This is a genomic window from Pseudomonas syringae KCTC 12500, assembly GCF_000507185.2.
In the GTDB taxonomy this organism is placed as follows: Bacteria; Pseudomonadota; Gammaproteobacteria; order Pseudomonadales; family Pseudomonadaceae; genus Aquipseudomonas; species Aquipseudomonas syringae.
Window position 1 is genome coordinate 3,608,391 of the sequence record NZ_AYTM02000002.1, and the last position, 26,107, is coordinate 3,634,497.

Consider the following 26,107-nt stretch of genomic DNA (forward strand, 5'->3'; position numbering starts at 1 on the left):
GCCCTGACCGGATGTCAGGGCGGGGCGCTTTTCGTCTGCGTGATGTCAGTTAACGGAACATCGCGCTGATCGATTCTTCGTTGCTGATGCGGCGAACCGCTTCGGCGACTACCGGGGCAATATCCAGTTGACGGATACGGCCACAGGCTTGAGCAGCAGCGGACAGCGGGATGGTGTTGGTCACCACCAGTTCGTCCAGCACGGAATTTTCAATGTTTTCGATCGCCCGACCCGACAGCACAGGGTGTGTGCAGTAGGCGAAGACCTTGGCAGCACCATGCTCTTTCAGGGCCTTGGCCGCGTGGCACAGCGTGCCGGCGGTATCGACCATGTCATCGACCAGAATGCAGGTACGCCCTTCGACATCACCAATGATATGCATCACTTCGGAGTGATTGGCTTTCTCACGGCGTTTGTCGATGATACCGAGATCGACACCCAGGGATTTGGCGACAGCACGTGCACGCACGACACCGCCGATATCCGGGGAAACGATCATCAGGTTTTCAAAGCGCTGATCTTCGATGTCATCCACCAGAACGGGGGAGCCGTAGATGTTATCTACCGGAATGTCGAAGAAGCCCTGAATCTGGTCAGCATGAAGATCAACCGTGAGCACACGGTCGATTCCCACTACGGTCAGCATATCAGCGACAACTTTTGCGCTGATGGCCACACGTGCGGAGCGCGGACGGCGATCCTGGCGGGCATAACCAAAGTAGGGAATCACAGCAGTGATTCGGGACGCTGAGGAGCGACGGAAGGCATCAGCCATCACGACGAGTTCCATCAGGTTGTCGTTCGTGGGTGCGCAGGTCGGCTGAATGATAAAGACGTCTTTACCGCGGACGTTTTCATTAATCTCAGTGCTGATTTCGCCGTCGGAGAATTTTCCAACAGAAACATCACCCAGTGGGATATGCAGCTGACGTACTACACGCCGAGCGAGATCGGGGTTGGCATTCCCCGTAAAGACCATCATCTTGGACACGCGCAGTACCTAGAGGCTGAGGGTAACCTGGATGAGTATAGAAAATGGCAGGGGCGGCTGGATTCGAACCAACGCATGGCAGGATCAAAACCTGCTGCCTTACCGCTTGGCGACGCCCCTGTATTGAATCAATCGAGTGCCTGGCACTCAATTCCTGCTACAGAATTTGCAGCTTGCGATGCAACATCGAGATGTTGCTTCCTTTCGCTACGAACCCCGTAAGGGTCTCTGTAAGAAGGGCCGAGACTTTATCAGCTTCAGCTTTGTTTGGGAAGGCCCCAAACACACAACTTCCAGTTCCGGTTAATTTTGCTTCGGTAAATTTACCTAACAAATTCAAAGCGTTACGTACTTCTGGGTAACGCCTCTCTACAACCGCCTTACAGTCATTTCGACTGTTTCCCTTGGGAACGGGGCGCACTTTAATGGGCGGCGTGTCGCGTGTCAACAACGGATCTGAAAAAATTTCTGCTGTACTTACAGATACTTGCGGGACGAGCACCAAATACCAGGGTTCTTCCGGGTCAACCGGGGTGAGAATTTCGCCGACGCCCTCAGCAAAAGCGGCATGTCCACGCACGAAAACCGGTACATCGGCGCCCAGCGTCAGCCCCAGTTGCGCCAGACGATCCTCATCCCAGCCGAGCTGCCATAAATGATTCAGGGCGAGCAGGGTGGTCGCTGCATCCGAGCTGCCGCCACCGATGCCGCCACCCATGGGCAGGCGTTTTTCCAGCCAGATGTCCATGCCCAGTGTGCAGCCGGACTGTTTTTGCAGGGCGCGGGCGGCTTTGACGATCAGGTTGCTGTCGTGCGGGACGCCGGGAACATCGGTCTGCAGGCGGATCTCGCCATCTTCGCGAACGGTAAAACCCAGTTCGTCGCCGTAATCGAGAAACTGAAACAGGGTCTGCAGTTCGTGATAACCGTCAGGACGACGTCCCAGAATGTGCAGCATGAGGTTGAGTTTTGCCGGGGCAGGCAAAACCAGTTGTGGCGTGCTCATGCTCATTGCCCCAGTTTGCGAGGCTGCCAGTCCTTGATGACCAGCGTGACATCCAGGTCCTGCCCGTGCAGCTTGACGCGCTCCGGCAGCCAATAACCGTTCTGCTCGACATAGCTGAGGTATTCCACCTGCCAGCCATCCTGTTCAAGGCTGGCCAGCCGGCTGTCGCCATCGAGTGTCAGGTTGCTTTTGCTATCCGGTGCGGGCAGACCGCGTACCCACCATACAAGGTGAGACACGGGCAGTTTCCAGCCCAGTTGATCCTGCAGCAGTGATTCTGGCGAGGTGGCTTCGTAACGGCCCTGATTGGCGACTTCGAGCACCACTGCGCCGGGCCTGCCGGTCAGGCGCGCTGCGCCACGACCGAGCGGGCCGGACAGGCGGATATCGTAGTAATCCTGGCGCTGCAGCCAGAACAGGGTGCCGCTGCCGGAGTCTTTCGGGGCGCGGATACCGACCTTGCCGTTGATCTGCCAGCCATCGAGGCTGCTCAGTTGTTGTTTGTGCTCGCGCCATTGCGCGGGGTCACCCTTGCCCTGAACGGCTTCGCGGGAGGTGAGGCCGGCGCAGCCGGTGAGCAGGGCGATGAGGCTGAATACTAATACGTGGCGCAAAAACATAACGTCAAAGGGTCTCTGATCCGGTCAGGCGTCGCAGTGTGCTGCGCAGGACGGTACTGTCGGGTTGTTGTTCCAGGGCCTTGGCCCAGACTTTTTTGGCTTCGCGTTGCTCGCCCTTGGCCCAGAGTACTTCGCCCAGGTGGGCGGCGACTTCGTGGTCGGGGAAGCGCTCGAGTGCCTGACGCAGGTAGCGCTCGGCATCGTCCAGATTGCCCAGGCGGTAGTTCACCCAGCCAAGGCTGTCGAGCACTGCCGGATCGTCAGGGCTGATCTTGTGGGCTTTTTCGATCAGTTCGCGGGCTTCGGTATAACGCGTGGTCCGATCGGAAAGCGTGTAGCCCAGCGCATTCAGCGCCATGGCATTTTCCGGTTCGCGCTTGATGATGGTCCGCAGGTCTTTTTCCATCTGCGCCAGATCATTGCGTTTTTCAGCCAGCATGGCGCGGGTGTACAGCAGGTTGGCGTCGTCCGGGTATTGCTTGAGCGCCTGATTCAATACCTGCCAGCCACGATCCAGCTGATCATTGCTGGTCAGTGTTTCGGCTTCGATCAGGTACAACTGCACAGCATAATCGGGCTCTTCGGCGCGGGCTTCGGACAGCCGTTTGGCGGCTTCGGCACCGTTACCGTTGCTGACCAGAATATCGGCCTGGCGCAATTGCGCTGCCAGGAAGTCCGGGCCGGGGCCTACCTGAGCGTATTCGTTGAGCGCGCTTTGCGGGTCATCGCGCTCTTCGTGGATGCGGCCCAGATTCAAGTGCGCCGAATCGACATGCGCGCCACGGGCGATCAGTTCCTCCAGATAACCTGCCGCTTCGTCCCAGGCCTTGGCTTCAAGGCACACCAGGGCCAGCGAGAAGCGCAGTTCGTCATCATCCGGATACTGCTGCAAGAGCGCAGAAAACTGCACTTTGGCGTCTTCCATACGGTTCTGCTCGACGAGCATGCGCGCATAGGTCAGGCGCAGACGCTTGTCGTCGGGGTATTTCTTGATGCTTTTTTCCAGCAGGGGCACCGCTTCCTTGCCTCGGTTCATGCTTTGCAGCAGACGGGCGTGGAGCAGGATCGGCGCGATTTCGCCTTCTTTGGGCGGGTTGTCTTCGAGCAGTTTCAGCGACTGTTCGGAATCGCCGTTCTGTTGTAGCAACAGCGCCTTGCCGAAAATCAGCTGGCCGTTGTTCGGGTATTTGCCCAGCAGTCGGTCAAAGCTCTTGAGCAGACCATTGCGGGTGTCCGGATCTGTTTCGGCCGCCGACAGGGCCAGAAAATCGAAGTGCGTGTCGCCCTGGCCTTGCAGGACCCTCTCCATGTACACAAGGGAGTCGTCGTAACGCCCGGCGCGCGCCAGTTGGATGGCGGCGGCTCGTTGCGCTTCAAGATTGCCCGGTGCGTTCCTCGCCCAGATCAGTGCGGTATCCAGCGCCGACTGATCGGCACCCATGTACTCGGCAATCTGATAAGCGCGCTCCGAGACCCCCGGGTCCTGAGTCTTGATCGCCTGGGTCACGTAGTTGTCCAGGGCGATGTCGAAGCGGTTGCGCTGGCCAGCCAGCTCCGCACTCAACAGGCTGACCAGGGTGTCCTGAGTGAACGAGCCATAGACCTGCGGCTTGGCTTCAGGCGCGGGCGGGGCGTCCTTTTGAGCGGGCACAGGCTGTGACGAGGCGGGGGTCATGGACTGACAGCCGCCTAGAAAGGCAAGAGCAAGGAACAACGCGGAGGATCTATTCATATATAAGAAGGGCGGCTTACCTGCGGTGGGAGCATCATGACACAAGGCTGTTGGCAAAACCCACAGCCGTCGGAAAAACTGATGCAATGCGTGTGTTTGCAGTGTCGCGGACCCAAAAGCACGGTCTGCGACGAGCGATTGTAGTGGGACAATAATATGTGGTGGTTGTTCTGAGCTTATCGAAGTAGGACAATTACCGGCTTCACGTCACCACCTGCGACCCTGAATGGCCTTCCTTGCACTCGGTATCAACCATAAGACCGCCTCGGTCGACGTTCGCGAGCGTGTGGCATTTACCCCGGAACAGCTGGTCGAGGCATTGCAGCAGCTCTGCCAACTGACGGAAAGCCGCGAGGCTGCGATCCTTTCGACCTGCAACCGCAGCGAGTTGTACATCGAACACGAGCACCTCGGCGCGGACAGTATTCTTGCCTGGCTCGCCAATTATCATCACCTCAGCCTTGAAGAGCTGCGCGCCAGTGCCTACGTGCATGAAGATGACGCTGCCGTGCGGCACATGATGCGTGTAGCCTCGGGGCTCGATTCGCTGGTGCTCGGCGAGCCGCAGATTCTCGGCCAGATGAAGTCCGCCTACGCCGTTGCCCGCGAAGCTGGCACGGTCGGGCCATTGCTCGGTCGACTGTTCCAGGCGACGTTCAGCGCCGCCAAACAGGTGCGTACCGACACCGCCATCGGCGAAAACCCGGTCTCTGTGGCCTTTGCCGCAGTCAGCCTGGCGAAACAGATTTTCAGTGACTTGCAACGCAGCCAGGCCTTGTTGATCGGTGCAGGCGAGACCATTACGCTGGTCGCCCGGCATCTGCATGATCTGGGCGTCAAGCGTATCGTGGTTGCCAACCGTACGCTGGAACGCGCCAGCATGCTTGCCGCCGAGTTCGGTGCGCACGCGGTGCTGTTGTCGGACATCCCGGCGGAACTGGTCAACAGCGATATCGTGATCAGCTCGACGGCCAGCCAGTTGCCGATTCTGGGCAAGGGCGCCGTGGAAAGTGCGCTGAAGCTGCGCAAGCACAAACCGATTTTCATGGTCGATATCGCCGTACCGCGGGATATCGAGCCTGAAGTCGGCGAGCTGGACGATGTTTACCTGTACAGCGTCGATGACCTGCATGAAGTGGTGGCAGAGAATCTCAAGAGCCGTCAGGGCGCGGCGCTGGCCGCCGAGCAACTGGTCAGCGTGGGTGCCGAGGACTTCATGTCGCGCCTGCGCGAACTGGCTGCAGTCGACGTGCTGCGCGCCTATCGTCAGCAAAGCGAACGGCTGCGTGACGAAGAGCTGAGCAAGGCGCAACGTATGCTGGCCAACGGCAGCAATGCCGAGGACGTACTGATCCAGCTGGCGCGTGGCCTGACCAACAAATTGCTGCATGCACCCAGCGTGCAGCTCAAGAAGCTGTCTGCCGAAGGCCGCGTCGATGCGCTGGCCATGGCCCAGGAACTATTTGCCCTCGGTGAGGGCTCGACGGATAAAACCCCGCAATGAAAGCTTCACTGCTCAATAAGCTGGATGTGCTCAGCGACCGTTTCGAGGAACTGACCGCGCTGCTTGGCGACGCGGAAGTCATCAGCGATCAGACACGCTTTCGCGCCTATTCCCGTGAATACGCCGAAGTGGAGCCGGTCGTTACGCTCTATGCGCAGTTGCTCAGGGTGCAGGGTGATCTGGAGGGCGCACAGGCGCTGCTCAAGGACAGTGATCCGGACATGCGCGAAATGGCCGTCGAGGAAGTTCGCGAAACCAAGCAGCAACTGGTCGAGCTGGAAGCGCAATTGCAGCGCATGCTGCTGCCCAAGGACCCGAATGACGGTCGTAACGTGTTTCTGGAAATCCGCGCGGGCACCGGCGGTGACGAAGCGGCGATCTTCTCCGGCGACCTGTTCCGCATGTATTCGCGTTACGCCGAGCGGCGTGGCTGGCGGGTCGAGATTCTTTCCGAAAACGAAGGCGAGCATGGCGGCTACAAGGAAGTCATTGCGCGCGTCGAGGGTGACAGCGTCTACGGCAAGCTGAAATTCGAGTCCGGCGCGCACCGTGTGCAGCGTGTTCCGGAGACCGAATCCCAGGGTCGCATCCATACCTCTGCCTGTACGGTGGCGGTGTTGCCGGAGCCTGACGAGCAGCAGGCGATCGAGATCAACCCTGCCGACCTGCGGGTCGACACCTATCGTTCTTCGGGTGCCGGTGGTCAGCACGTCAACAAGACCGACTCGGCGATCCGCATCACCCACTTGCCGTCGGGTATTGTCGTCGAGTGCCAGGAAGAGCGTTCGCAGCACAAGAACAGAGCCCGGGCAATGTCCTGGCTATCTGCCAAACTGAATGATCAGCAGACCAGCGCGGCGGCCAATGCCATTGCCAGCGAACGCAAGCTGCTGGTCGGCTCGGGCGATCGGTCCGAGCGCATACGTACGTATAACTTCCCTCAGGGGCGAGTGACGGATCACCGCGTGAACCTGACTTTGTATTCGCTGGATGAAGTTCTGGCGGGCGGAGTCGATGCAGTGATAGAGCCGCTACTCGCTGAATATCAGGCTGATCAACTTGCGGCACTGGGTGAGTAAATGACCATCATCGCAAGTGTACTCAGAAGCGCCGAGCTTCCCGATTCACCCACTGCACGGCTTGATGCCGAGTTGCTGCTGGCGGCAGCGCTGGGCAAACCGCGCAGTTTCCTGCACACCTGGCCCGAGCGCATCGTCAGCACCGAAGCCGCAGTGGCATTCGCCGGCTACATGGAGCGCCGCCGCAAAGGCGAGCCGGTCGCTTACATCCTCGGCCAGCAGGGCTTCTGGAAACTTGACCTAGAAGTCGCTCCGCACACGTTGATCCCGCGCCCCGAGACCGAAATGCTGGTCGAGGCGGCACTGGAACTGGTGCCTGCCTTCGCGCCGGCTCAGGTGCTGGACCTCGGCACCGGCACCGGCGCGATTGCGCTGGCGTTGGCCAACGAACGCCAGCAATGGAAGGTCACCGCGGTTGACCGTGTGCCAGAGGCCGTCGCCTTGGCCGAACGCAATCGGCAGCGCTTGCAACTGAACAACGCCGAAGTCTTCGAAAGCCACTGGTTCAGTGGCCTGCAAGGTCGACAGTTCGACCTGATCATCAGCAACCCGCCGTACATCTCCGACGCCGATCCGCATCTGTCGGCTGGCGACGTGCGTTTTGAGCCGAGCAGTGCGCTGGTGGCCGGTTCCGACGGGCTGGATGACTTGCGCACGATCATCGAACAGGCGCCTGCACACCTCAACGCGGATGGCTGGCTGCTGCTGGAGCACGGCTACGATCAGGGGCCTGCGGTGCGTGAGCTGCTGATTCGCCAGGGCTTCGAGCGCATTCAGACCCGCCGTGATCTGGGCGAGCATGAGCGCATCACCTTCGGATGCAAGCCGTGCTGAGTGACCAGGAGCTGCTGCGCTACAGTCGCCAGATTCTGCTGCAACACGTTGATATCGACGGCCAGCTGCGACTCAAGCAAAGTCGTGCGCTGATCGTGGGCGTCGGCGGGCTTGGCTCGCCGGTGGCTCTGTATCTAGCCGCCGCAGGGGTCGGCGAACTGCATCTGGCGGATTTCGATCACGTCGACCTGACCAACCTGCAACGCCAGATCATCCACGACACTCAGAGCATCGGACAGGCCAAGGTAGACTCGGCCATCGCCCGGCTCACCGCGATCAATCCCGAGATCACCCTTGTCGCTCATCGTACGGCGCTGGATACCGACTCACTGGGCGCGGCGGTGCAGGCTGTCGATCTGGTGCTGGACTGCTCGGATAATTTCGCCACCCGCGAAGCGGTCAATGCCGCCTGTGTCGCTGCCGGCAAGCCGTTGGTCAGCGGGGCGGCCATCCAGCTCGAAGGGCAGTTGTCGGTGTTCGATCCGCGTCGTGCGGACAGCCCTTGTTACCATTGTCTGTACGGGCATGGCAGCGAAGCCGAACTGACCTGCAGCGAGGCCGGTGTCATCGGGCCGCTGGTCGGTCTGGTTGGCAGCCTGCAGGCGCTGGAGGCGTTGAAACTGCTGGCCGGCTTCGGCGAGCCCATGGTCGGTCGGCTGTTATTGATCGACGCCTTGAGCACGCGTTTCCGTGAACTGAAGGTCAAGCGTGACCCGGCGTGCAGCGTCTGCGGTCCGGCCAGCGTGCAGGACGAGGATGTTTGACGTGCATATGAGCCATGGCAGCGATGCACCGGTCGGAATCTTCGATTCCGGGGTCGGTGGTCTGTCAGTGCTCAATGAAGTCCGTCAGTTGTTGCCCAGTGAGTCGCTCCTGTATCTGGCGGACTGCGGACACATTCCCTACGGCGAAAAGACTCCCGAATTCATCATCGAGCGGTGCCTGACGATTGCCGGGTTTTTCCGCGAGCAGGGTGCCAAGGCGCTGGTCGTCGCCTGCAACACGGCCACGGCAGCAGGTGTGTCGCACCTACGTCAGCGCTACCCGGATTGGCCGATTGTCGGCATGGAGCCAGCGGTCAAACCGGCTGCCGAGGCGACCCGCAGCGGCGTTGTCGGTGTGCTGGCGACCACCGGAACGCTACAAAGCGCCCGCTTTGCGGCCTTGCTGGACCGTTTTGCCAACGATGTGCGGGTCGTGACCCAGCCGTGTCCCGGGCTGGTCGAACTGATCGAAACCGGCGACCTGTTAAGCCCGCAAATCCGTCAGTTGCTGCAGCACTATGTCGAGCCATTACTGGCAGCGCGCTGTGACACGATCATTCTGGGCTGCACGCACTATCCGTTTCTCAAGCCATTGCTGCGCGAAATGCTCCCCGAATCGGTCACCCTGATCGATACCGGAGCCGCGGTGGCGCGGCAACTGCGGCGTCTTTTGGCGCGGTCCGGCCTGCTTGCCAGTGGTGTCTCCCGAGATACTGTGTATTGGTCTAGTGACATACCGGACAATTTCAGAAAAATCCTACCTTTTTTGTCGCAAAGCGTCGGCAATGTGAGAAGCTTCCGTTTGTAAAAAAAACGTGAAAAAGGCGCTTTTAGGGTGAACTAACGTTGCCCCCGCGGCTTCTATAAAAGCGGCTGATGAATTCCAACACTTTTCGTACAATTTAATATATTTAGGACGTTTCTCATGAAGAGACTCTTTTGCCTGGCCGTGATTGCGGCCGCTTTGGCAGGGCAAGCTTCAATCGCGCAGGCTGATGGTGTTGAGTTTTCGGTCGGTCAGACCGGCGAGTCGACCATGACTTATCGTCTGGGCGTGCAGTTTGATTGGGATAAAACCTGGCTACAAAGCGACATCGGTCGTCTGACCGGCTACTGGGATGGCGCTTACACCTACTGGGATGGCAAGGACTACAAGGATAACCACAGCCTGTCGTTCTCCCCGGTTCTGGTCTACGAGTTCGGCAACGGCAACGTCAAGCCATACTTAGAAGCCGGTATCGGCGTCTCGGTGTTCTCCAACACTCAGGTTGAAGACCGCAAATTCGGCTCTGCCTTCAACTTCGAAGACCGTATCGGTTTTGGTCTGCGCTTCGCGGGCGGGCATGAAGTCGGTATCCGTGCGACCCACTACTCCAACGCCGGCATCAAAGAGCCGAACGATGGTATAGAAAGCTACGCACTGCACTACAAGATGCCGTTCTGATAAAACAGCTGCCTCTCATGCCAGCGCCCCGCGTTGGCATGCATTTCGTGACGCTCCGCTCCGGACCATCCCCCCCCCCCCCGCAGAAGAGCCCGGGTGACGGCGCTTTCAGGCTTCTGCCCGCAGGGCGTAGGAGCGAACTTGTTCGCGAAAGGGCCGGTATATTCACCGAAAATACTTCGTCTGAACTGACGCCTTCGCGAACAAGCGAAGCGTCGCCCGGTCCGCTCCTACGGCCTTCGGCCAGAATCAAGAACAGATTTGTGTATAACGCTTAGCACAGCGCGTGGGGACGATAGTGATGAATCAAAGATAAGCCGTCGCAATCCCTTTGCGCTCGTTCAGGCAATCTTCCGCACCCGCTTCGAATTCACGACAGATCAACGGGCGTTTCTCGTAGATCGTACACATCATCGTGTTGCGATCCAGCGCAGCGCACCAGCCGTCATCCAGACGCAGCATGACCTCGCCACCCCACTCATCGGTATCGATGTAACGCTCAGGCACGCCCGTGTCGGTGATCAGCATCACTTCCAGCTGGCAGCAGCAGGCTGCGCAGGTCGAACAAGTGACTGCCGGTTCTTCGCCGTGGATCACTGCGAGCGGAATGAGTGTAGCGTTCAGAGCGGTTCTCCCGAGTGTCTGGCGGCGCGGGCTGCCAGCCATTGCAGCAGGGGAAATACACCCGCCCAGACCAGGCCCAGCACCAGCATGCCTGGCCACACTCCGAGGGGAAGGTGGACCTGTGCCAATTGCGAGCCGGCATAGTACGACATCGGACCGCCAATAGCGCCCAGCACGACTGCGCGCCATAGCGGCTTCGCTGTCCAGGCCAGGCAATGATTGAGCGTGGTGCCCAGCACCGCCCACAACAGCGCCAGCCACAGTGGCAAGAGATAGCCGCCCGTGCCGAAATCAAAAACGCCGAGTGTCATCAAGGCACTGTCCAGCACGATTCCGATCAAGGTCACGGTCAGAATCAGCCGGCCTTCGGCTGCCCATGAGCTGATCCACAGAAAATGCACGGCCAGGACGCCGACAGCGATCAGCAGCCAGAAACTGTTGCCGCCCAATACGCAGGCGAACCAGCCGATCTGAAACAACAGCGCATTGGCGATAGATTTAAGCATTGAAGCGGCCAAGCAAGGGTTCGCGCAGCGCTTCGGGTTTGGCGAGCAGCAGTTGTGCGGTGCCAATGGTCCGCTCCAGGAAGCCGCCTTCGCAGTAACACAGGTAAAACTCCCACAGGCGCAGGAAATGCTCGTCGTAACCCAGTTCGGCGAGTTTGCCGTGAGCGTCTTTGAAGTTGTCGTGCCACAGGCGCAGGGTGCGCGCGTAGTGCAAGCCGAAATCTTCCATGTGCAGCAGGTTCATGTCGGTATCGCTGCCGACGATGTCGAGCATCTTCGCCACCGAGGGCAGCGCGCCACCGGGAAAAATGTAACGCTGGATGAAGTCCACATTGCTTTTGGCTTGTGCGTAACGCTGCTCGCGGATGGTGATCGCCTGCAGCAGCATCATGCCGTTGCTTTTCAGCAGGTTCGCGCATTGCTTGAAGTAGGTGGGCAGGAAGCGATGGCCGACCGCCTCGATCATCTCGATGGACACCAGCTTGTCGTACTCACCGGTCAGGTCACGGTAGTCGGTCAGCATCAGCGTCACCCGATCCTGCAGGCCCAGTTCGATCAACCGTCGCTCGGTGTAGGCGAACTGTTCCTTGGACAGGGTCGTGGTGGTCACCTGGCAGCCGTAGTGCTGCGCAGCGTAAATAGCCATGCTGCCCCAGCCGGTGCCGATTTCCAGCAGGTGATCGGTGGGTTTCAGGGCGAGTTTCTGACAGATGCGCTCGAGCTTGTTCAATTGCGCCTGCTCCAGCGTGTCGTCTTCGCTGAGGAACTGCGCAGCTGAGTACATCATCGTCGGGTCGAGAAACTGCTCGAACAACGTGTTGCCCAGGTCGTAGTGGGCCGCGATGTTTTTCTGCGAGCCTTCGCGTGTGTTGCGGTTGAGCCAGTGCAGTGCGTGAATCAGCGGGCGGGTCAGGCGCGCCATTCCGCCCTCCATCGCATCCAGCACATCCAGATTGCTGACAAACACCCGGACCACCGCCGTCAGGTCTGGTGTCGTCCAGTAGCCGTGAATGAAGGCCTCGCCCGCACCGATGGAACCGTTGCTGGCGACCATGCCCCAGGCTGCCGAGTCCAGAATATGGATTTCAGCCTGAATCAGCGCGCCGTTCTTGCCGAACACATGGCGCTCACCCCGTTCGACAATCACCAACTGGCCGTTGCGCAGTCCTGCGAGTTGCCGCAGCACACCTCGGCGCAGGAGGTTGGCAGTCAAACCATTGGTGCCCAGATTGGCAGAAAAACTACTGCTACTGCTTTTCATGGAGTGAGTCCTTGGATTGCACGGCGGCAGCACGGTACTCGCCGTCAGCGGCCTGATGGGAAAAGATCGGTATGCGTTTGACCAACAGGCGCATGGCCTGCCAATAAATGGCCAGACAGGTTTTCGCGGTCATCCATGGATAAGCGATCAGATAGCGATGCAGCGTCTTGCGGTTCAGATTCTGGCGGGTCAGATTGAGCGTGGCGTCAAACATCTTCAACTCGCCTTGCCAGTCAGCCATGTGCACACCGATCCGTTCGGCGGGCTGGCTGAAGCTCATGCGGTATTCGAGATCACGTGGCAGGAACGGTGAAACATGAAAGGCCTTGGCCACGGCAAAATGCTGATGGCCTTCACCCGTGGCGGGCAGCACGTAGCTGTAGCGCTCGCCCCACGGGGTATTGGTGACTTCACACAGAATGCCGGCCAGTGTGCCGTCGGCCTCATGGCAGTAGAAAAAACTCACCGGGTTGAACGACAGGCCCCAGCTGCGTGCCTGGGTCAGCAGGCAGACGCGACCCGAGGGAGTGCGCCCCAATGCTTTGCTGACCCGCTCGCGGACCGCCTCGATGAGCGTCAGCCCTTGCCCGGTCAGCTCTGGCAGATAGTCTCGCTCACGAAACGAGAACGGCGCAAAACGCCCCCGGCCTGCCAGTGGGGAGAGCCCCAACACGCTGTCCTGTTCATCCAGATCCAGATAGAGCAGGCCTATCCGATAGGTGAACTCATGGGCGCGCGGTGCAAACCGCCGGTGGCTGATCCAGCCACTGTAGAGGGCGCTGTTCACAGCGTTTCACCAAAGGCCTGGGCGACACGCAGGCCGCTGACCACGCCGTCTTCGTGAAAGCCATTGGCCCAGTAGGCGCCGCAGTACCAGGTGTTATCCACACCATTGATTTCCTCCCAGCGCGCCTGTGCAGCGATCGCATCGAGGCTGTATTGCGGATGGGCGTAGCGGTAGCGGCCGAGGATTTTGGCCGGGTCAATGGCCGCAGTCTGGTTGAGGCTGACGCAGAACGTCGTGTCGCTCTCGATCCCTTGCAGAATGTTCATGTCATAGGTGACGGCGGCCGACTGCTGTTCGCCGCCGCCCAAGCGATAGTTCCAGCTCGCCCAGGCCAGTTTGCGCTTGGGCAGCAGTCGCGCGTCGGTGTGCATCACCACATCGTTTTCGGCATAGCGCAGCGCGCCGAGAATCGACTGCTCGGCACTCGATGGCTGCGCCAGCAGGGCCAGGGCCTGATCGCTGTGGCAGGCAAACACCACCTTGTCGAAACGTTCGCTGCCCATGGTGCTGTGCAGCGTCACACCTTCGCGGTCACGCTCGACACGTGTGACCGGGCACGACAGACGAATGCGCTCGCGGAACGAGGCTGTCAGCGGTTCCACATAACTGCGGGAGCCGCCCTGAATCACGCACCATTGCGGCCTATGCGTGACCGAGAGCAGACCGTGATTCTTGAAAAAGCGCACGAAGAACTGCAGCGGGAAGCCGAGCATGTCGGCCAGCGACATCGACCAGATCGCCGCGCCCATGGGCACGATGTAATGATCGATGAAGCGCTGGCCATAACCGCCGGTCTTCAGGTACTCGCCCAGCGTGGTATCTGCCGCTATGCGCTGGTTTTCCAGATCATCGACCGATTGGCGATTGAAACGCAGGATATCGCGCAGCATGCCCCAGAACCGCGGCGACAGCAGATTGCTGCGCTGGGCGAACAGGCTGTTGAGGTTATTGCCGTTATATTCCACGCCAGTGCGCGGATCATGCACCGAAAAGCTCATTTCCGCAGGCTGGAAGCCGACACCCAGCTGGCCTAGCAGGCGAATGAAGTTGGGGTAGGTCCAGTCGTTGAAGACAATGAAACCGGTGTCAATGGCGTAGGCGCGGCCCTCGACCTGCACGTCCACCGTGTGAGTGTGCCCGCCGATCCAGTCCGAAGACTCGAACACGGTCACCTCATGCGCGCGGTTGAGCAGGTAGGCACTGGTCAGGCCAGCGATCCCGCTGCCAATGACTGCGATCTTCATTGCGCGTCCTTATTCGACGATTCGCTGCGCGCCATGCGTTTACCGAGGGCGAGTCGGGCGCGTGCCGGAAGCAGGGCCAGTAAGCTCATGCTGAAGATGAACAGCGCCGGAAAGGCGATATCCAGTGGGCGTTTGTTGCGCCCGAGTTTGCTGGCGATGTGCTTGGCTGCCTTTTCGACAGGCCAGCGCATCGGCATGGGGAAATCGTTTTTCTGCGTCAGCGGTGTGTCGACGAACCCAGGGCTGACCACTGTCACGTCGATGTTTTCGCTGGCCAGGTCCAGACGCAGCGCTTCGAGCAGATAACGCAGGCCGGCCTTCGACGCGCCGTAGGCTTCGGCGCGGGGCAGGGCCAGGTAGGTCACCGCACTGGCCACACCGACCAGGTGCGGCTGATGACCTTTGCGCAGCAGCGGCAACGCGTGCTCGATGCAGTAACTGCTGGCCAGCAGGTTGGTACGCACCACGCGTTCGACCATGGCCGCTTCAAACTGCCGGGCATCGATGTATTCGCAGGTGCCGGCGTTGAAGATGGCTGTATCCAGGGCTCCCCATTGCTGGGCGATGTCGTCGGTAATCGCCTTGACTTGCTCGGGGTCGGTGATGTCACCGGTCACCAGCAGCACCTGCGTGGGATAAACGTTCGCAAGGTTCTGCAATGGCTCAAGCGTGCGGGCGGTCAGCGCGAGCCGATGACCGGCGTTGAGCAGTTCTTTGGCCAGCGCCAGGCCAATGCCGCTGCTTGCCCCGGTCAACCAGATGCGTCGTGCAACAGGAGTGCTCATCCCAACCTCTTCTTCAACCAATGGATGACTCGACCCATGATGGGCAGATGTTCGTAGAGCAATGCACCGGCATCGAAGTAGTCCCGGTGTCGATAAACCTTGTCGCGCCACTTCAGGTGCGAACAGCCTTCTACTTGAATTGTCCGGCCGGCGGCCAGACGCGGATGCGAATAACTCATGGTCCAGACCAGATAGCCCTCGCCGGGGCGCACTTCGTCGAAGGCGTGGAAGTCGAAACGCAGGTCCTGGACGTTGGCGTACAGCTCGCCGAAATAGCGGCGCATGGCGGCAAGGCCATGGATATCGTGCATCGGATCGCTGAACGACACGTCTTCGCTGTACAGCTCGGCAACCTGGTCAAGGTTGTCCTTGTTCAGCGCGGCAAAACCTTCGGCGAAGCGATGCAGGAAATCAGCCATGTTCGACTCCTGCGGCCGGCTGTCGAGCCGGGAGCGCCTTGAACGCTGCCAGGGCGCGGGCGCGGCTCTTGCTCAGGTCGACGATGGGTTTCGGGTAGTCGGCAGCGCCAAACAGGTCACCGATTAATGACGGGTCGTGAATCTGCTTTTTATTCATATCCGCCAGTTCCGGCAGCCAGCGCTTGATGAACACGCCTTCGGGGTCGAAGCGTTCCGACTGCGACAGCGGATTGAAAATACGGAAGTAGGGCGCCGAGTCGGTGCCGGTGGATGAACTCCACTGCCAGCCGCCATTGTTCGACGCCAGGTCGCCGTCGATCAGGTGGCGCATGAAAAAGCGCTCGCCCTCACGCCAGTCGATCAGCAGGTTTTTGGTGAGAAACATCGCAACGACCATCCTTAGCCGATTGTGCATCCATCCGGTTTCCAGCAACTGGCGCATCGCTGCGTCAATGATCGGCAGCCCGGTCCGTGCCTCTTGCCAGGCGCGCAGTTCTTCAGGGGCATCGCGCCACTTCAACGCCTCGGTTTCCGGGCGAAAGGCGCGATGACGCGAGACGCGCGGGTAGCCGACCAGCGTGTGTTTATAGAACTCTCGCCATAATAGCTCGTTGATCCAGGTCACGGTGCCCACGTCGCCAGTCTCGAACTCGCCCTGATTACTGGCCAGGGCCGCGTGCAGACACTGGCGTGGCGAAATCACCCCAGCCGCCAGATAGGCCGACAGCTGGCTGGTGCCGGGCTTGGCCGGAAAGTCGCGTTCGGTCTTGTAGTAGCTGATCTGCTCGTCGGCGAAGGCGTCCATGCGCCGTCTGGCTTCCGCTTCACCGGCCGGCCACAGGTCACGCAAGGCTTTCGAGGGCGTGGCAAAGCCCTTGACCTGATCGGGAACCGCATCGCTTTTAATCGACTGTGCCGGTTGCGCTTTCGGGGTGCGCACCGGGTGCGGCATGGCCTCGTGCAGTCGGGTATAGCAGACCTTCTTGAACTGGGTGAATACCTGAAAATAGTTGCCGGTCTTGGTCAGGATGCTGCCGGGCTTGAATAACAGCTGATCAAGGTAGCTATTGAAGTGCACGCCGGCTTTTTGTATCGCCTTGTGCACCGCCTGGTCGCGGCGAGTTTCGTTGATGCCGTATTCCTGATTGAGGTGCAGGCCCTCGACCTTGAACTGTGTGCACAGCTTTGCCAGCACTTCAGGCGCCTGGTCCCAGCTGTCCGCCTCGCGGATCAGCAAGGGAACATTCAACGCGCCCAGCGCCTTCTCGAGCTCGACCAGATTGCGCAGCCAGAAGTCGACCTTGCAGTCGGCATCGTCATGGCTGCGCCACTGCGCGGGACTGAGCAGGTAGACCGCCAGCGTCGGACCGCGCTCCATGGCGGCGGTCAGGGCAGTGTTGTCTTGAGCGCGCAGGTCACTGCGCAGCCAGATCAGTTGCATGAGAAGTCCTTAGATAAGTCCGAGCTTGCCCAGCTCGATCTGAGCGCTGAGTACGTCGTGGGCAAGGGTCAGTCCAGATATCTCCTTGGCCTGTACGAGCAACTCGGCATTATGGATCTGCACCGTTGGTCCGCCCAGCACGACAGGGCAGGTGATATTGGCCAGCAATCTGGGCAAATGGGTCACGTTCAGCGACTTGCTGGAATACAGCAATATGCCGCGTGGCTTGAGGTATTCGGCTGCCAGTGCCAGCTCGCCGACCGGCAACGGCCAGTCGAACACCTCGACCGGACAGTCGGCGCTGCTCACCAGCCAGGCCGCGAGCCACAGATGCGGCTCCAGCGGCAGATCGGACTGATTGACCAGCAGCAACGGGCTGCCATTGAGCTGACGGTTATTGTGATAGATGCGCGCGCCGAACTTGCTGCGCAGCCAGGAGTAGAAAAACGTGCGCTCCAGTTGTGCGCCGAACTTGCCTTGCCAGCGTTGTTCGAGTTCGGCCAGCAGCGGCAGCAGCAGCTGTTCACACAGCGTGCGCGGCGGGTACAGCGACATCGCCTGATTGAACACATCATCGACCCGGCGTTCGGCCAGCTCGCCGATCGCGACCAGCAAGGTCTGACGCAAGGCGTCCCAGTCGTTGGTCGGCGGCAGGGCGTCCTGGCGATTGTCATCGATCAGGCCCTTGACCTGACTGACGGACACGCCACGGTTGAGCCAGGTCAGAATCTTCATGACGCGCTGCACATGCTCGTCCGAATACAGCCGATGACCTTTGGCGGTGCGGTGCGGGACGATCAGTCCGTAACGACGCTCCCAGGCACGCAGGGTGACGGCGTTGACGCCTGTCTGCCGTGCGACCTCGCGGATCGGCAGCCAGTCACCCGGCACCTCTGTGTCTGTATCATTCATGAGTCAAATCGCATTGCGCAGGCTGAGGTTTTCCGGGTGGGGCTGCATGTACACCTGCAGTGCCACATACGGGTCCGGATGTTGGCGAAAATGATGCTTGAGCAGCGTCAGCGGCACAATCAGCGGCACGATGCCCTGATGATACTGGGCGATGACCTGCTGGATTTCCTGCTTGTCCTCACTGGTAATGGTTTGTTTCAAATAACCACACAGGTGCTGCAGAACGTTGGTGTGAGTACTACGCGTGGCGCACTTTTTCAAGGCAGCCATCAGTTGGCTGAAATACAGCGGCGCGATTTCATTCGGGTCGGTGCGGCCCATGCTGCCGAGCATCTTGCCCAGCGCCTTGTATTGCACCGGGTCATTGGCCATCAGTTGGTATTTGTAGCGCGAGTGGAATTCGGTCAGAGCGCGCCGGGTGACGCCTCCTTTCAGCAACTGTTTCCAGGCGGCGTAGGCAAACACGCGGGTGACGAAGTTTTCGCGCAGCACGGCATCGTTGAGCCGCCCGTCTTCCTCGACCGGCAGATCAGGATGACGTTCGCAGAAGGCCTGCGCATAGATTCCGCGACCACCGCCATCGACCGGGGCGCCGTTTTCGCGGTAGACCTTGACGCGCTCCAGGCCGCAGGACGGGGATTTCTGCATGAAGATGTAGCCGCAGATATCACCCAGCTCAGCGGCCATCTGTATGCCGTAATCTGCCAGTGCCTCGGTGACGTCCAGGTCACGATTGACCGTGCCGAGCGCCTTTGGGTTTTCTGCGTCGCCTACCAGCCTGATCGGCTCGCGGGGGATGCCCATGCCGATAGCAACTTCAGGACACGCCTGAACGAAATCGAAATACTTGCTCAGCGCCTGTGTACACAGATGAGATTCCTTGTGTCCGCCATTGAAGCGAACCTCGGCACCCATCAGGCAGGCACTGATGCCGAGTTTGGGTTTTTCGATTACGGACGCCGCCATCAGTCACCTCTACAGAAGACTTGTACAGATAGTTCGCGCTGTACAACTTGTCTTCATCATAGGGGTGTAACTGTACAAGTCAAATTCTTTGTAGAGGGCGGTAAGGGCTGATGCCAGCTACTTCCAGCCCATCCGCCACGTATCCGCCTGTTGCAGCACTTGCCACGGCAGTCGCTCGCTGCGCTGGGTCAGCACGGCCTGCAGCTCGACTTCCAGAACGGTGCCTTCTTCGTCCTTGAACAGTTCGGTCACCAGGAAGTGCTTCTCCCGGTTGAGCGGGGTGGCGGCTGTCCATTTCGACAGCAGCAGCTTGCGCGGGTTGATCTGATTCATTGCACATGCTCCAGCAGTCGGCGCGCGGCTTCCTGGCCACTCAGCCAGGCACCTTCCACACGCCCGGACAGGCACCAGTCGCCGCACACGTAAATGCCCAGATCGGCGTCCGACAGGGCGCCCCATTCGTGAGAGCCGGCAGGTCGTGCATACAGCCAGCGATGGGCGAGGCTGAACACCGGCGCCGGCATGGTGCAGTCGATTAACTCCGCGAATGCGCCGTGCAACTGTTCGGTGACCTGTTCTCTGGAGGCGTCGATATTCTGCTGGCTCCACTGGCTGGTGGCGTGCAGTACCCAGGTATCGAGCGTGGCGTCGCGCCCGGGTTTGCTGCGGTTACGTGCCAGCCAGTCCAGCGGGCTGTCCTGCACGAAGCAACCCTGCATGGGCGTCTGCAGCGGGGTTTCGAAGGCCAGCGCCACAGCCCAGGTCGGGTCCATCTTCACACCAGCCACAACGCTTGCCAGTTTCGGCGCGGCAGCCAGCAGGGCAGTGGCCTGAGGGGCCGGGGTGGCGATGATCACATGGCTGAAAGGGCCGTGGCTTTCGCCTTCGGCATCCAGCAGGTTCCAGTGTTGCTCGCCGCGAAACACTTCAGTGATGCGGCACGAGAACGACACCGGCAGATCGCCGCGCATTGCCCGGGTAATGGCGCTCATGCCTGGCGTGCCGACCCAGCGTACTTGCTCGTCCGGTGAAGGGCTGAGCCTGCCGTCATGAAAGTTGTAGAGTGAGGGTGTCCACTCGGCGACATGGCCCTGGGTTTGCCACTGCTTGACTGCGGTGGCAAAGCGCCGGTCACGGGCGGTGAAATACTGTGCGCCCATGTCCAGCGAACCTGCGTCGCTGCGCTTGCTGGACATACGACCGCCGCTGCCGCGGCTCTTGTCGAAAAGGTGCACCTGATGCCCGGCGGATGTCAGCGCCTGGGCTGCTGAGAGTCCGGCGATACCGGTACCGATGATTGCGATAGGGACAGTCATAGGGGCCTCGTTACCTTGTCTGTACAGACTACGCCGTAGTTAAAACCTGTACAATCTTCTTGTTTGGTATAACTTGCAGTGGTTTTGGCATTTAGCGATTGAGTCACATTGCCACCGGCAAGGTCGAACCGTTCAGCGACTCGGGCAAAGGCCTCGGAGGCTGCGTTTCATTCTGCTGTGGCCTATGGTTCAGCTAACAGTTTCGTTTTCCGGACCAACGTCACGGACAGCGTTACTGGTAAAAATAAGACTACCCAATTGTCACCTACGCCACGCGAGGTTATCTGCCATGCACATATTGCTGACCGGTGGTACTGGTTTGATAGGACGAGCGCTCTGCCGTTCCTGGTCTGCTCAAGGCCATGAGTTGACGGTATGGAGCCGAAAACCCGCCGACGTCGCCGAGCTGTGCGGCCCCTCGGTACGTGGCATTGCCAGCCTTGATGAGCTGGGTGCGCAGCCGGTGGATGCAATCATCAATCTGGCAGGCGCGCCCATTGCGGATCGTCCCTGGACCCGCAAGCGCCGTCTGTTGCTGTGGGAAAGTCGCGTCGGCCTGACCGAGCAACTGCTGAAATGGCTAGGCACTCGCGAGCAAAAGCCTGCGCTGATGATTTCCGGTTCCGCAGTCGGCTGGTACGGCGACAGTGGCGAGCGCGAAATCGACGAAACCTCGCTGCCTGCCAAGGAAGACTTTGCCAGTCAGCTGTGCAACGCCTGGGAAGAAACCGCGCAACGCGCCGAGGCGCTGGGTGTGCGGGTGGTGCTGATACGCACAGGGCTGGTGCTGTCCGATCGTGCCGGTTTTCTGCAGCGTCTGTTACCCCCTTTCAAATTCGGCATGGGCGGGCCGATCGGCAATGGCAGGCAGTGGATGCCGTGGGTTCACATCCAGGATCAAATCGCCGCAATTGATTTTCTGTTGAATCTGAATGAAGCAAAGGGTCCTTATAATGTGTGTGCGCCTTCACCGGTGCGCAATCGTCAGTTTGCCAAGTCCCTGGCCGGCATTCTGCACAGACCGGCATTCATGCCCATGCCTGCGCTGGCTCTGAAGGTATTGCTGGGTGAGCTGTCGGTATTGCTGCTCGGTGGTCAGCGTGCGCGGCCGGAGCGTTTGCAGGAAGCTGGTTTTACATTCAAGTACACCGAACTCGACATTGCCCTGCAGGATTTGCTGGGTCGCCACTGAACGCTGTTGAAATGAATAGGATGTTGCATGACCGATCACGCTTTGTTGCTGGTCAATCTGGGTTCGCCTGCTTCTACTCAAGTGGCAGACGTGCGCAGCTATCTGAACCAGTTCCTGATGGATCCTTATGTGATCGACCTGCCATGGCCCGTGCGCAGGCTGCTGGTCTCGCTGATTCTGATCAAGCGGCCCGAGCAGTCCGCACACGCCTATGCGTCCATCTGGTGGGATGAAGGTTCGCCCCTGGTGGTGCTGAGCAAGCGTCTGCAGCAGGCGATGAAAAAGGAGTGGTCGCACGGACCGGTCGAGCTGGCCATGCGTTATGGCGAGCCGTCCATTGAAACGGTGCTGACGCGGCTGGCAGAGCAGGGCTTCAAGAAAGTCACCCTGGCGCCGCTGTACCCGCAGTTTGCCGACAGCACGGTGACCACGGTCATCGAAGAAGCCAAACGGGTGGTGCGCGCCAAATCGTTGAAGATGCAGTTCTCGGTTCTGCAGCCGTTCTACGATCAGCCCGAATACCTGAGTGCGCTGGTGGAAAGCGTGCGGCCGCATCTGGATCAACCTTACGACCATTTGCTGCTGAGCTTCCACGGTCTGCCTGAGCGGCACCTGCACAAGCTCGACCCGACCGGCAAGCATTGCCTGAAGGACGACTGCTGCATGACCGCACCCGCCGAAGTGCTCGCGACTTGCTATCGCGCGCAGTGCATACAGTCGGCGGCGGCATTCGCCAAGCGTATGGGCATTCCTGACGGCAAGTGGTCGGTGTCGTTCCAGTCACGTCTGGGGCGCGCCAAGTGGATCGAACCCTACACCGAAGCGCACCTGGACGAACTGGCGGCGAAAGGCGTCAGGAAGCTGCTGGTCATGTGCCCGGCGTTCGTGGCTGATTGCATCGAGACGCTGGAAGAAATCGGCGACCGCGGTGCCGAGCAGTTCAAGGAGGCGGGCGGAGAGGAACTGACCCTCATCCCTTGCCTGAACGACGATCCCAACTGGGCGAAAGAGCTGAACAGGCTGTGCGAGCGTGCGCCGTTGATGTTGTGACAAGCAGAAAACCAAAGGCGGACGCAGAGCGTCCGGAAGTGCATGCCCACGCGGAGTACTCATCGTTATATATAAGTTCGCTTTTGATTCTGGCCGAAGGCCGTAGGAGCGAACTTGTTCGCGAAATGGCCGGTATAGTCGCCAAAAATGCAGCGCCTAAAACATCGTCTTCGCGAACAAGCGAAGCGTCGCCCGGTCCGCTCCTACGCCGTGCGGGCAGAGGCCTGAACGCCGCCATTTTCCAGGCTTTTCAGGGCTGCGTATAACGATGAGCACGGAGCATGGGCACGATAGTGGTCCTGCAGACGTCTCTCGTTCCCCACGCTCAAGTCTTACGGCAACTGATCATCCAGTTGCTTGTTCTTCCAGCTGTCATTGCCCGGCAGGATCAGGTTCAGGGCGATGGCGGTCACGGCGCACAGGGCAATGCCTTTCAGGCCGAAATCGTTCGGGCCGTTGCCGGTGCCGATCAATACGCCGCCAATCCCGAATACCAGAGTGACCGAGACGATCACCAGGTTGCGCGCTTCGGCCAAGTCGATCTTGTGGCGGATCAGGGTGTTCATGCCCACTGCTGCAATCGAACCGAACAGCAGGCACAGAATGCCGCCCATTACCGGCACCGGAATGCTCTGCAGCAGCGCCCCGAACTTGCCGATGAACGCCAGCGTGATGGCAAAAAACGATGCCCAGATCATGATCTGCGGGTTGTAGTTCTTGGTCAGCATCACCGCGCCCGTCACTTCGGCGTAGGTGGTATTGGGCGGGCCGCCGAACAGACCGGCAGCAGTGGTGGCGATGCCGTCGCCGAACAGCGTGCGATGCAGGCCCGGCTTTTTCAGGTAGTCGCGTCCGGTCACGCTGCCGACTGCAATCACCCCGCCTATGTGCTCGATGGCCGGGGCCAGAGCGACCGGGACAATGAACAGAATCGCCTGCCAGTTGAATTCCGGTGCAGTGAAGTGCGGCAAGGCCAGCCAGGCGGCGTCAGCGATTTTTTTGGTATTGACCACACCAAAGTAGAACGACAGCGCAAAGCCCACCAGCACGCCGGAGATGATCGGCACCAGACGGAAAATGCCTTTGCCGAACACCGCCACGATCAGCGTGGTCAGCAAGGCGGGCATCGAAATCAGCATGGCGGTCTGATAAGGAATCAACTGCGCGCCATCGCCAGACTTGCCCATCGCCATGTTGGCTGCAATCGGAGCCATGGCCAGACCGATCGAGATGATGACCGGCCCGATCACCACGGGAGGCAGCAGGCGGTCGATGAAACCGGTGCCCTTGATCTTCACGGCCAGGCCGAGAAAGGTATACACGAAGCCTGCCGCCATGACGCCGCCCATGGTCGCGGCCAGACCGAACTGGCCCTTGGCGAGGATGATCGGGGTGATGAAGGCAAAGCTCGAGGCCAGAAAGACCGGCACCTGACGCCCGGTGACTATCTGGAACAGCAGCGTGCCCAGGCCTGCGGTGAACAGTGCCACGTTCGGATCGAGCCCGGTGATCAGCGGCATCAGGACCAGCGCGCCAAAGGCCACGAAGAGCATTTGCGCGCCGGATAGAATCGTGCGCCACAGTGGATCGTTGAACTCCTGCTGCGTCATCGGGTTACGCGTCCTTCTGCTTGGTGCCGAAAATCTTGTCACCGGCATCGCCCAGGCCCGGAATGATGTAGCCGTGTTCGTTCAGACGCTCATCGATGGAAGCGGTGTAGATCATCACGTCCGGGTGCGCTTGCTCTACGGCAGCGATGCCTTCGGGCGCAGCGACCAGAACCATGGCGCGGATTTCCTTGCAGCCAGCCTTCTTCAGCAGATCGATGGTGGCGACCATCGAGCTGCCGGTGGCCAGCATCGGGTCGATGATCATCGCCAGACGCTCGTCGATTTCCGGGACCAGTTTTTCCAGGTAGGTGTGCGCCTGCAGGGTTTCTTCGTTGCGGGCCACGCCGACTGCGCTGACCTTGGCACCCGGGATCAGACTGAGCACGCCGTCCAGCATGCCGATACCGGCGCGAAGAATCGGCACGACGGTGATTTTCTTGCCCGCGATCTTCTCGACTGACACCGTACCGGCCCAGCCTTGAATGTCGTAACTTTCCAGGGTCAGGTCGGCCGTGGCTTCATAGGTCAGCAGCGCGCCGACTTCCTGAGCCAGTTCACGGAAGTTCTTGGTGCTGATGTCGGCGCGGCGCATAAGGCCGAGCTTGTGGCGGATCAGTGGGTGACGGATCTCACGAATGGGCATGGGGAAAGGCTCCAGCGGGGCAAAAATCGGTCTAGGTTAATCTATTCAGCTGTTACTGTCTTAAAGCACGTGCAGTATCGTTACGAAGCTTCGACGTTCGCGGCTTTTGCAAGACACTCGCAACGTTAGTCCAGAATCGCTTGCTCTGGCTTGAACGGATGCGTACCTTTGCCCGCTTTTCTTAAACTGCCTTACCTGGAGAGCGTCATGTCCGCTGATCTCGAGCATATCCGTCAAGTCATGCGCGAAGCTGACTGCCTGTACACCGAGTCCGAAGTGGATGCGGCCATTGCCCGCGTCGGCGCGCAGATCAATGCCGAACTGGCCGAGCGCAATCCTGTTGTGTTCTGCGTAATGAATGGCGGCCTGATTTTCTCCGGCAAGCTGCTCACCCACCTGAACTTCCCGCTGGAAGCGTCCTACCTGCACGCAACGCGCTATCGCAACGAAACCACCGGCGGTGATCTGTTCTGGAAAGCCAAGCCGGAAGTCTCGTTCATGGACCGTGACGTGCTGATCATCGATGACATCCTCGATGAAGGTCACACCCTGGGCGCGATCATCGACTTCTGCAAACACGCCGGTGCCCGCGCGGTGCACACTGCCGTGCTGATCGACAAGGACCACGACCGCAAGGCTCGCCCGGACCTGAAAGCCGACTACGTCGGTCTGCCTTGCATCGACCGTTACATCTTCGGTTTCGGTATGGACTACAAAGGCTACTGGCGTAATGCTGCCGGTATCTATGCGGTCAAAGGGATGTAAGGCATTCTGACGACCGCTTCTGCGAACAGGGGCGGTCGTCGATTGGCAATTATATGGAAACCCTCAATGAAGCTACTGATTCCCGGCGCTGTGGCGTTGGTGCTGTTGTCTGGTCTGGCAGTTGCCGCACCTGCTGCGCCGGTATCGGCCAGCCCCATGCACGATCAATACCTGCCGCCTGACGATCTGAGCCTGCGCGAAGGTGTGCCTGAACAGCAACAGTTGATGCGGGTCACCGAATACACCATCGTTGCCGGTAACCAGCGGCAGTCGAGTCAGCAGCCGATTCCGGTCACCTCGCCCTTGTCGCTGCGCCTAAAGGGCAAGTCGCTGAACAAGGGTGCGTCCATCTCCCAGGTGCTCGTGCACTTCGACGGCGGTGATAGCAAAAGCCTTAAAAAGCCGACCTATGATGAGCCGTCGAGCACGTTGACGCTTTATTACCCGCTGTCCCAGTACCGCGTGCTGGTGGACTTGCTGCGCAACGAGAAGGTCTATTGCCAGTTCCTCAGTTATGCCAACGGGCACATCTGGGCTGATCTGCACACCACCTCTGCACGTGCGCGTTGAGCGCGGCGCTCGCCGGAGGGTAAACTGCCCGCCCGTGAAAGT

Annotated in this window: 28 protein-coding genes and 1 tRNA gene; 10 read left to right on the forward strand and 19 right to left on the reverse strand. The window is 59.9% G+C overall.

The features are described 5' to 3' along the window. Positions 1–49: 49 nt before the first annotated feature. From V476_RS16395 to V476_RS16415, 5 genes are all read right to left on the reverse strand, one after another. On the reverse strand, positions 50–991 hold the full coding sequence (locus tag V476_RS16395) for a ribose-phosphate pyrophosphokinase (RefSeq protein ID WP_003317125.1): 942 nt from the start codon (positions 989–991) through the stop codon (positions 50–52). Between the two features lie 45 nt (positions 992–1,036). Next, positions 1,037–1,111: transfer RNA gene (locus V476_RS16400), tRNA-Gln, on the reverse strand. Positions 1,112–1,148: 37 nt separating this feature from the next. Further along, positions 1,149–1,997 carry a 4-(cytidine 5'-diphospho)-2-C-methyl-D-erythritol kinase gene (ispE, locus tag V476_RS16405; RefSeq protein WP_003421686.1) on the reverse strand — a complete coding sequence of 283 codons (849 nt, stop codon included), beginning with the start codon at positions 1,995–1,997 and terminating at the stop codon, positions 1,149–1,151. Positions 1,998–1,999: 2 nt separating this feature from the next. Continuing rightward, on the reverse strand, positions 2,000–2,617 hold the full coding sequence (gene lolB, locus V476_RS16410) for a lipoprotein insertase outer membrane protein LolB (protein WP_003345270.1): 618 nt from the start codon (positions 2,615–2,617) through the stop codon (positions 2,000–2,002). Positions 2,618–2,621: 4 nt separating this feature from the next. After that, the gene (locus tag V476_RS16415; RefSeq protein ID WP_074907579.1) at positions 2,622–4,349 is read right to left on the reverse strand and encodes a tetratricopeptide repeat protein; all 1,728 of its coding nucleotides are present in this window, start codon (positions 4,347–4,349) and stop codon (positions 2,622–2,624) included. A gap of 226 nt (positions 4,350–4,575) precedes the next feature. Here V476_RS16415 and hemA point away from each other — a divergent pair, with 226 nt between their 5' ends. The 6 genes from hemA (at position 4,576) to V476_RS16445 (ending at position 9,974) form a co-directional block, all read left to right on the forward strand. Next, a complete protein-coding gene (gene hemA, locus V476_RS16420; protein WP_003317121.1) occupies positions 4,576–5,853 on the forward strand; it encodes a glutamyl-tRNA reductase in 1,278 nt (425 codons plus the stop codon). Next, positions 5,850–6,932 (forward strand): peptide chain release factor 1, encoded by a 1,083-nt coding sequence (gene prfA, locus V476_RS16425; protein ID WP_003317120.1) that lies wholly within the window; start codon positions 5,850–5,852, stop codon positions 6,930–6,932. Before hemA ends, prfA begins: the two co-directional genes overlap by 4 nt. Beyond that, entirely contained in the window at positions 6,933–7,766 is an 834-nt protein-coding gene (prmC, locus tag V476_RS16430) for a peptide chain release factor N(5)-glutamine methyltransferase (protein ID WP_003408643.1), read from the forward strand. After that, the gene (locus tag V476_RS16435; protein ID WP_161780146.1) at positions 7,760–8,530 is read left to right on the forward strand and encodes a molybdopterin-synthase adenylyltransferase MoeB; all 771 of its coding nucleotides are present in this window, start codon (positions 7,760–7,762) and stop codon (positions 8,528–8,530) included. Before prmC ends, V476_RS16435 begins: the two co-directional genes overlap by 7 nt. Beyond that, entirely contained in the window at positions 8,523–9,338 is an 816-nt protein-coding gene (gene murI / locus V476_RS16440; RefSeq protein WP_024959469.1) for a glutamate racemase, read from the forward strand. The genes V476_RS16435 and murI overlap by 8 nt, the downstream gene beginning before the upstream one ends. Positions 9,339–9,455: 117 nt before the next feature. Next, positions 9,456–9,974 carry an acyloxyacyl hydrolase gene (locus tag V476_RS16445; protein WP_011266736.1) on the forward strand — a complete coding sequence of 173 codons (519 nt, stop codon included), beginning with the start codon at positions 9,456–9,458 and terminating at the stop codon, positions 9,972–9,974. A 306-nt stretch (positions 9,975–10,280) separates the two neighbouring features. Here V476_RS16445 and V476_RS16450 read toward each other — a convergent pair whose 3' ends face one another. From V476_RS16450 to V476_RS16505, 12 genes are all read right to left on the reverse strand, one after another. Then, positions 10,281–10,640, reverse strand: coding sequence for a YkgJ family cysteine cluster protein (locus V476_RS16450; RefSeq protein WP_373365891.1), 360 nt, complete (start codon positions 10,638–10,640; stop codon positions 10,281–10,283). Then, positions 10,595–11,104: a DUF2878 domain-containing protein gene (locus tag V476_RS16455; protein ID WP_003318232.1), complete on the reverse strand. Its 510-nt coding sequence runs from the start codon at positions 11,102–11,104 to the stop codon at positions 10,595–10,597. Before V476_RS16455 ends, V476_RS16450 begins: the two co-directional genes overlap by 46 nt. After that, positions 11,097–12,365: an SAM-dependent methyltransferase gene (locus tag V476_RS16460; protein ID WP_017277944.1), complete on the reverse strand. Its 1,269-nt coding sequence runs from the start codon at positions 12,363–12,365 to the stop codon at positions 11,097–11,099. Before V476_RS16460 ends, V476_RS16455 begins: the two co-directional genes overlap by 8 nt. Further along, a complete protein-coding gene (locus V476_RS16465; protein ID WP_024959470.1) occupies positions 12,352–13,152 on the reverse strand; it encodes a DUF1365 domain-containing protein in 801 nt (266 codons plus the stop codon). Before V476_RS16465 ends, V476_RS16460 begins: the two co-directional genes overlap by 14 nt. After that, the gene (locus V476_RS16470; protein WP_024959471.1) at positions 13,149–14,396 is read right to left on the reverse strand and encodes an NAD(P)/FAD-dependent oxidoreductase; all 1,248 of its coding nucleotides are present in this window, start codon (positions 14,394–14,396) and stop codon (positions 13,149–13,151) included. The genes V476_RS16465 and V476_RS16470 overlap by 4 nt, the downstream gene beginning before the upstream one ends. Beyond that, on the reverse strand, positions 14,393–15,181 hold the full coding sequence (locus tag V476_RS16475; RefSeq protein WP_024959472.1) for an SDR family NAD(P)-dependent oxidoreductase: 789 nt from the start codon (positions 15,179–15,181) through the stop codon (positions 14,393–14,395). Before V476_RS16475 ends, V476_RS16470 begins: the two co-directional genes overlap by 4 nt. After that, the gene (locus V476_RS16480; protein ID WP_024959473.1) at positions 15,178–15,600 is read right to left on the reverse strand and encodes a nuclear transport factor 2 family protein; all 423 of its coding nucleotides are present in this window, start codon (positions 15,598–15,600) and stop codon (positions 15,178–15,180) included. Before V476_RS16480 ends, V476_RS16475 begins: the two co-directional genes overlap by 4 nt. Then, complete coding sequence (gene phrB, locus V476_RS16485; protein WP_024959474.1) at positions 15,593–17,041, reverse strand: deoxyribodipyrimidine photo-lyase; 1,449 nt, start codon at positions 17,039–17,041, stop codon at positions 15,593–15,595. The genes V476_RS16480 and phrB overlap by 8 nt, the downstream gene beginning before the upstream one ends. 9 nt (positions 17,042–17,050) lie before the next feature. Continuing rightward, positions 17,051–17,953: a MerR family transcriptional regulator gene (locus V476_RS16490; RefSeq protein ID WP_003421700.1), complete on the reverse strand. Its 903-nt coding sequence runs from the start codon at positions 17,951–17,953 to the stop codon at positions 17,051–17,053. 3 nt (positions 17,954–17,956) lie between these two features. Continuing rightward, the gene (locus V476_RS16495) at positions 17,957–18,919 is read right to left on the reverse strand and encodes a YbgA family protein (protein WP_010424802.1); all 963 of its coding nucleotides are present in this window, start codon (positions 18,917–18,919) and stop codon (positions 17,957–17,959) included. Between the two features lie 117 nt (positions 18,920–19,036). Further along, the gene (locus V476_RS16500) at positions 19,037–19,252 is read right to left on the reverse strand and encodes a TIGR02450 family Trp-rich protein (RefSeq protein ID WP_003318221.1); all 216 of its coding nucleotides are present in this window, start codon (positions 19,250–19,252) and stop codon (positions 19,037–19,039) included. After that, positions 19,249–20,235, reverse strand: coding sequence for an NAD(P)/FAD-dependent oxidoreductase (locus tag V476_RS16505; RefSeq protein WP_024959475.1), 987 nt, complete (start codon positions 20,233–20,235; stop codon positions 19,249–19,251). Before V476_RS16505 ends, V476_RS16500 begins: the two co-directional genes overlap by 4 nt. A gap of 289 nt (positions 20,236–20,524) precedes the next feature. Between V476_RS16505 and V476_RS16510 the strand changes: the two genes are divergently transcribed. Both V476_RS16510 and hemH read left to right on the forward strand, forming a co-directional pair. Next, positions 20,525–21,427 (forward strand): TIGR01777 family oxidoreductase, encoded by a 903-nt coding sequence (locus tag V476_RS16510; RefSeq protein ID WP_003318219.1) that lies wholly within the window; start codon positions 20,525–20,527, stop codon positions 21,425–21,427. A 27-nt stretch (positions 21,428–21,454) separates the two neighbouring features. Then, positions 21,455–22,477: a ferrochelatase gene (hemH, locus tag V476_RS16515; RefSeq protein ID WP_024959476.1), complete on the forward strand. Its 1,023-nt coding sequence runs from the start codon at positions 21,455–21,457 to the stop codon at positions 22,475–22,477. 332 nt (positions 22,478–22,809) lie between these two features. On the opposite strand, the gene V476_RS16520 is transcribed toward hemH, so the two are convergent. Together V476_RS16520 and upp are read right to left on the reverse strand one after the other, a co-directional pair. Then, positions 22,810–24,087, reverse strand: coding sequence for a uracil-xanthine permease family protein (locus V476_RS16520; RefSeq protein ID WP_024959477.1), 1,278 nt, complete (start codon positions 24,085–24,087; stop codon positions 22,810–22,812). Between the two features lie 4 nt (positions 24,088–24,091). Continuing rightward, positions 24,092–24,730: a uracil phosphoribosyltransferase gene (gene upp / locus V476_RS16525; protein WP_003346127.1), complete on the reverse strand. Its 639-nt coding sequence runs from the start codon at positions 24,728–24,730 to the stop codon at positions 24,092–24,094. Between the two features lie 207 nt (positions 24,731–24,937). On the opposite strand from upp, the gene V476_RS16530 reads away from it, so the two are divergent. Then, entirely contained in the window at positions 24,938–25,495 is a 558-nt protein-coding gene (locus V476_RS16530; protein WP_003421702.1) for a hypoxanthine-guanine phosphoribosyltransferase, read from the forward strand. A 66-nt stretch (positions 25,496–25,561) separates the two neighbouring features. Then, positions 25,562–26,065, forward strand: a complete 504-nt coding sequence (locus tag V476_RS16535) for a hypothetical protein (protein ID WP_003318213.1) — start codon at positions 25,562–25,564, stop codon at positions 26,063–26,065. Positions 26,066–26,107 lie beyond the last annotated feature (42 nt).

What these genes read in the sequence shown, in the direction of transcription:
- ispE (WP_003421686.1), bottom strand. Translation starts at nt 1,997, where the DNA reads ATGAGCACGCCACAACTGGTTTTGCCTGCCCCGGCAAAACTCAACCTC.
- lolB (WP_003345270.1), bottom strand. Translation starts at nt 2,617, where the DNA reads ATGTTTTTGCGCCACGTATTAGTATTCAGCCTCATCGCCCTGCTCACC.
- V476_RS16415 (WP_074907579.1), bottom strand. Translation starts at nt 4,349, where the DNA reads ATGAATAGATCCTCCGCGTTGTTCCTTGCTCTTGCCTTTCTAGGCGGC.
- hemA (WP_003317121.1), top strand. Translation starts at nt 4,576, where the DNA reads ATGGCCTTCCTTGCACTCGGTATCAACCATAAGACCGCCTCGGTCGAC.
- prfA (WP_003317120.1), top strand. Translation starts at nt 5,850, where the DNA reads ATGAAAGCTTCACTGCTCAATAAGCTGGATGTGCTCAGCGACCGTTTC.
- prmC (WP_003408643.1), top strand. Translation starts at nt 6,933, where the DNA reads ATGACCATCATCGCAAGTGTACTCAGAAGCGCCGAGCTTCCCGATTCA.
- murI (WP_024959469.1), top strand. Translation starts at nt 8,523, where the DNA reads ATGTTTGACGTGCATATGAGCCATGGCAGCGATGCACCGGTCGGAATC.
- V476_RS16445 (WP_011266736.1), top strand. Translation starts at nt 9,456, where the DNA reads ATGAAGAGACTCTTTTGCCTGGCCGTGATTGCGGCCGCTTTGGCAGGG.
- V476_RS16450 (WP_373365891.1), bottom strand. Translation starts at nt 10,640, where the DNA reads ATGGCTGGCAGCCCGCGCCGCCAGACACTCGGGAGAACCGCTCTGAAC.
- V476_RS16455 (WP_003318232.1), bottom strand. Translation starts at nt 11,104, where the DNA reads ATGCTTAAATCTATCGCCAATGCGCTGTTGTTTCAGATCGGCTGGTTC.
- V476_RS16460 (WP_017277944.1), bottom strand. Translation starts at nt 12,365, where the DNA reads ATGAAAAGCAGTAGCAGTAGTTTTTCTGCCAATCTGGGCACCAATGGT.
- V476_RS16470 (WP_024959471.1), bottom strand. Translation starts at nt 14,396, where the DNA reads ATGAAGATCGCAGTCATTGGCAGCGGGATCGCTGGCCTGACCAGTGCC.
- V476_RS16475 (WP_024959472.1), bottom strand. Translation starts at nt 15,181, where the DNA reads ATGAGCACTCCTGTTGCACGACGCATCTGGTTGACCGGGGCAAGCAGC.
- V476_RS16480 (WP_024959473.1), bottom strand. Translation starts at nt 15,600, where the DNA reads ATGGCTGATTTCCTGCATCGCTTCGCCGAAGGTTTTGCCGCGCTGAAC.
- phrB (WP_024959474.1), bottom strand. Translation starts at nt 17,041, where the DNA reads ATGCAACTGATCTGGCTGCGCAGTGACCTGCGCGCTCAAGACAACACT.
- V476_RS16490 (WP_003421700.1), bottom strand. Translation starts at nt 17,953, where the DNA reads ATGAATGATACAGACACAGAGGTGCCGGGTGACTGGCTGCCGATCCGC.
- V476_RS16495 (WP_010424802.1), bottom strand. Translation starts at nt 18,919, where the DNA reads ATGGCGGCGTCCGTAATCGAAAAACCCAAACTCGGCATCAGTGCCTGC.
- V476_RS16500 (WP_003318221.1), bottom strand. Translation starts at nt 19,252, where the DNA reads ATGAATCAGATCAACCCGCGCAAGCTGCTGCTGTCGAAATGGACAGCC.
- V476_RS16505 (WP_024959475.1), bottom strand. Translation starts at nt 20,235, where the DNA reads ATGACTGTCCCTATCGCAATCATCGGTACCGGTATCGCCGGACTCTCA.
- V476_RS16510 (WP_003318219.1), top strand. Translation starts at nt 20,525, where the DNA reads ATGCACATATTGCTGACCGGTGGTACTGGTTTGATAGGACGAGCGCTC.
- hemH (WP_024959476.1), top strand. Translation starts at nt 21,455, where the DNA reads ATGACCGATCACGCTTTGTTGCTGGTCAATCTGGGTTCGCCTGCTTCT.
- V476_RS16520 (WP_024959477.1), bottom strand. Translation starts at nt 24,087, where the DNA reads ATGACGCAGCAGGAGTTCAACGATCCACTGTGGCGCACGATTCTATCC.
- upp (WP_003346127.1), bottom strand. Translation starts at nt 24,730, where the DNA reads ATGCCCATTCGTGAGATCCGTCACCCACTGATCCGCCACAAGCTCGGC.
- V476_RS16530 (WP_003421702.1), top strand. Translation starts at nt 24,938, where the DNA reads ATGTCCGCTGATCTCGAGCATATCCGTCAAGTCATGCGCGAAGCTGAC.
- V476_RS16535 (WP_003318213.1), top strand. Translation starts at nt 25,562, where the DNA reads ATGAAGCTACTGATTCCCGGCGCTGTGGCGTTGGTGCTGTTGTCTGGT.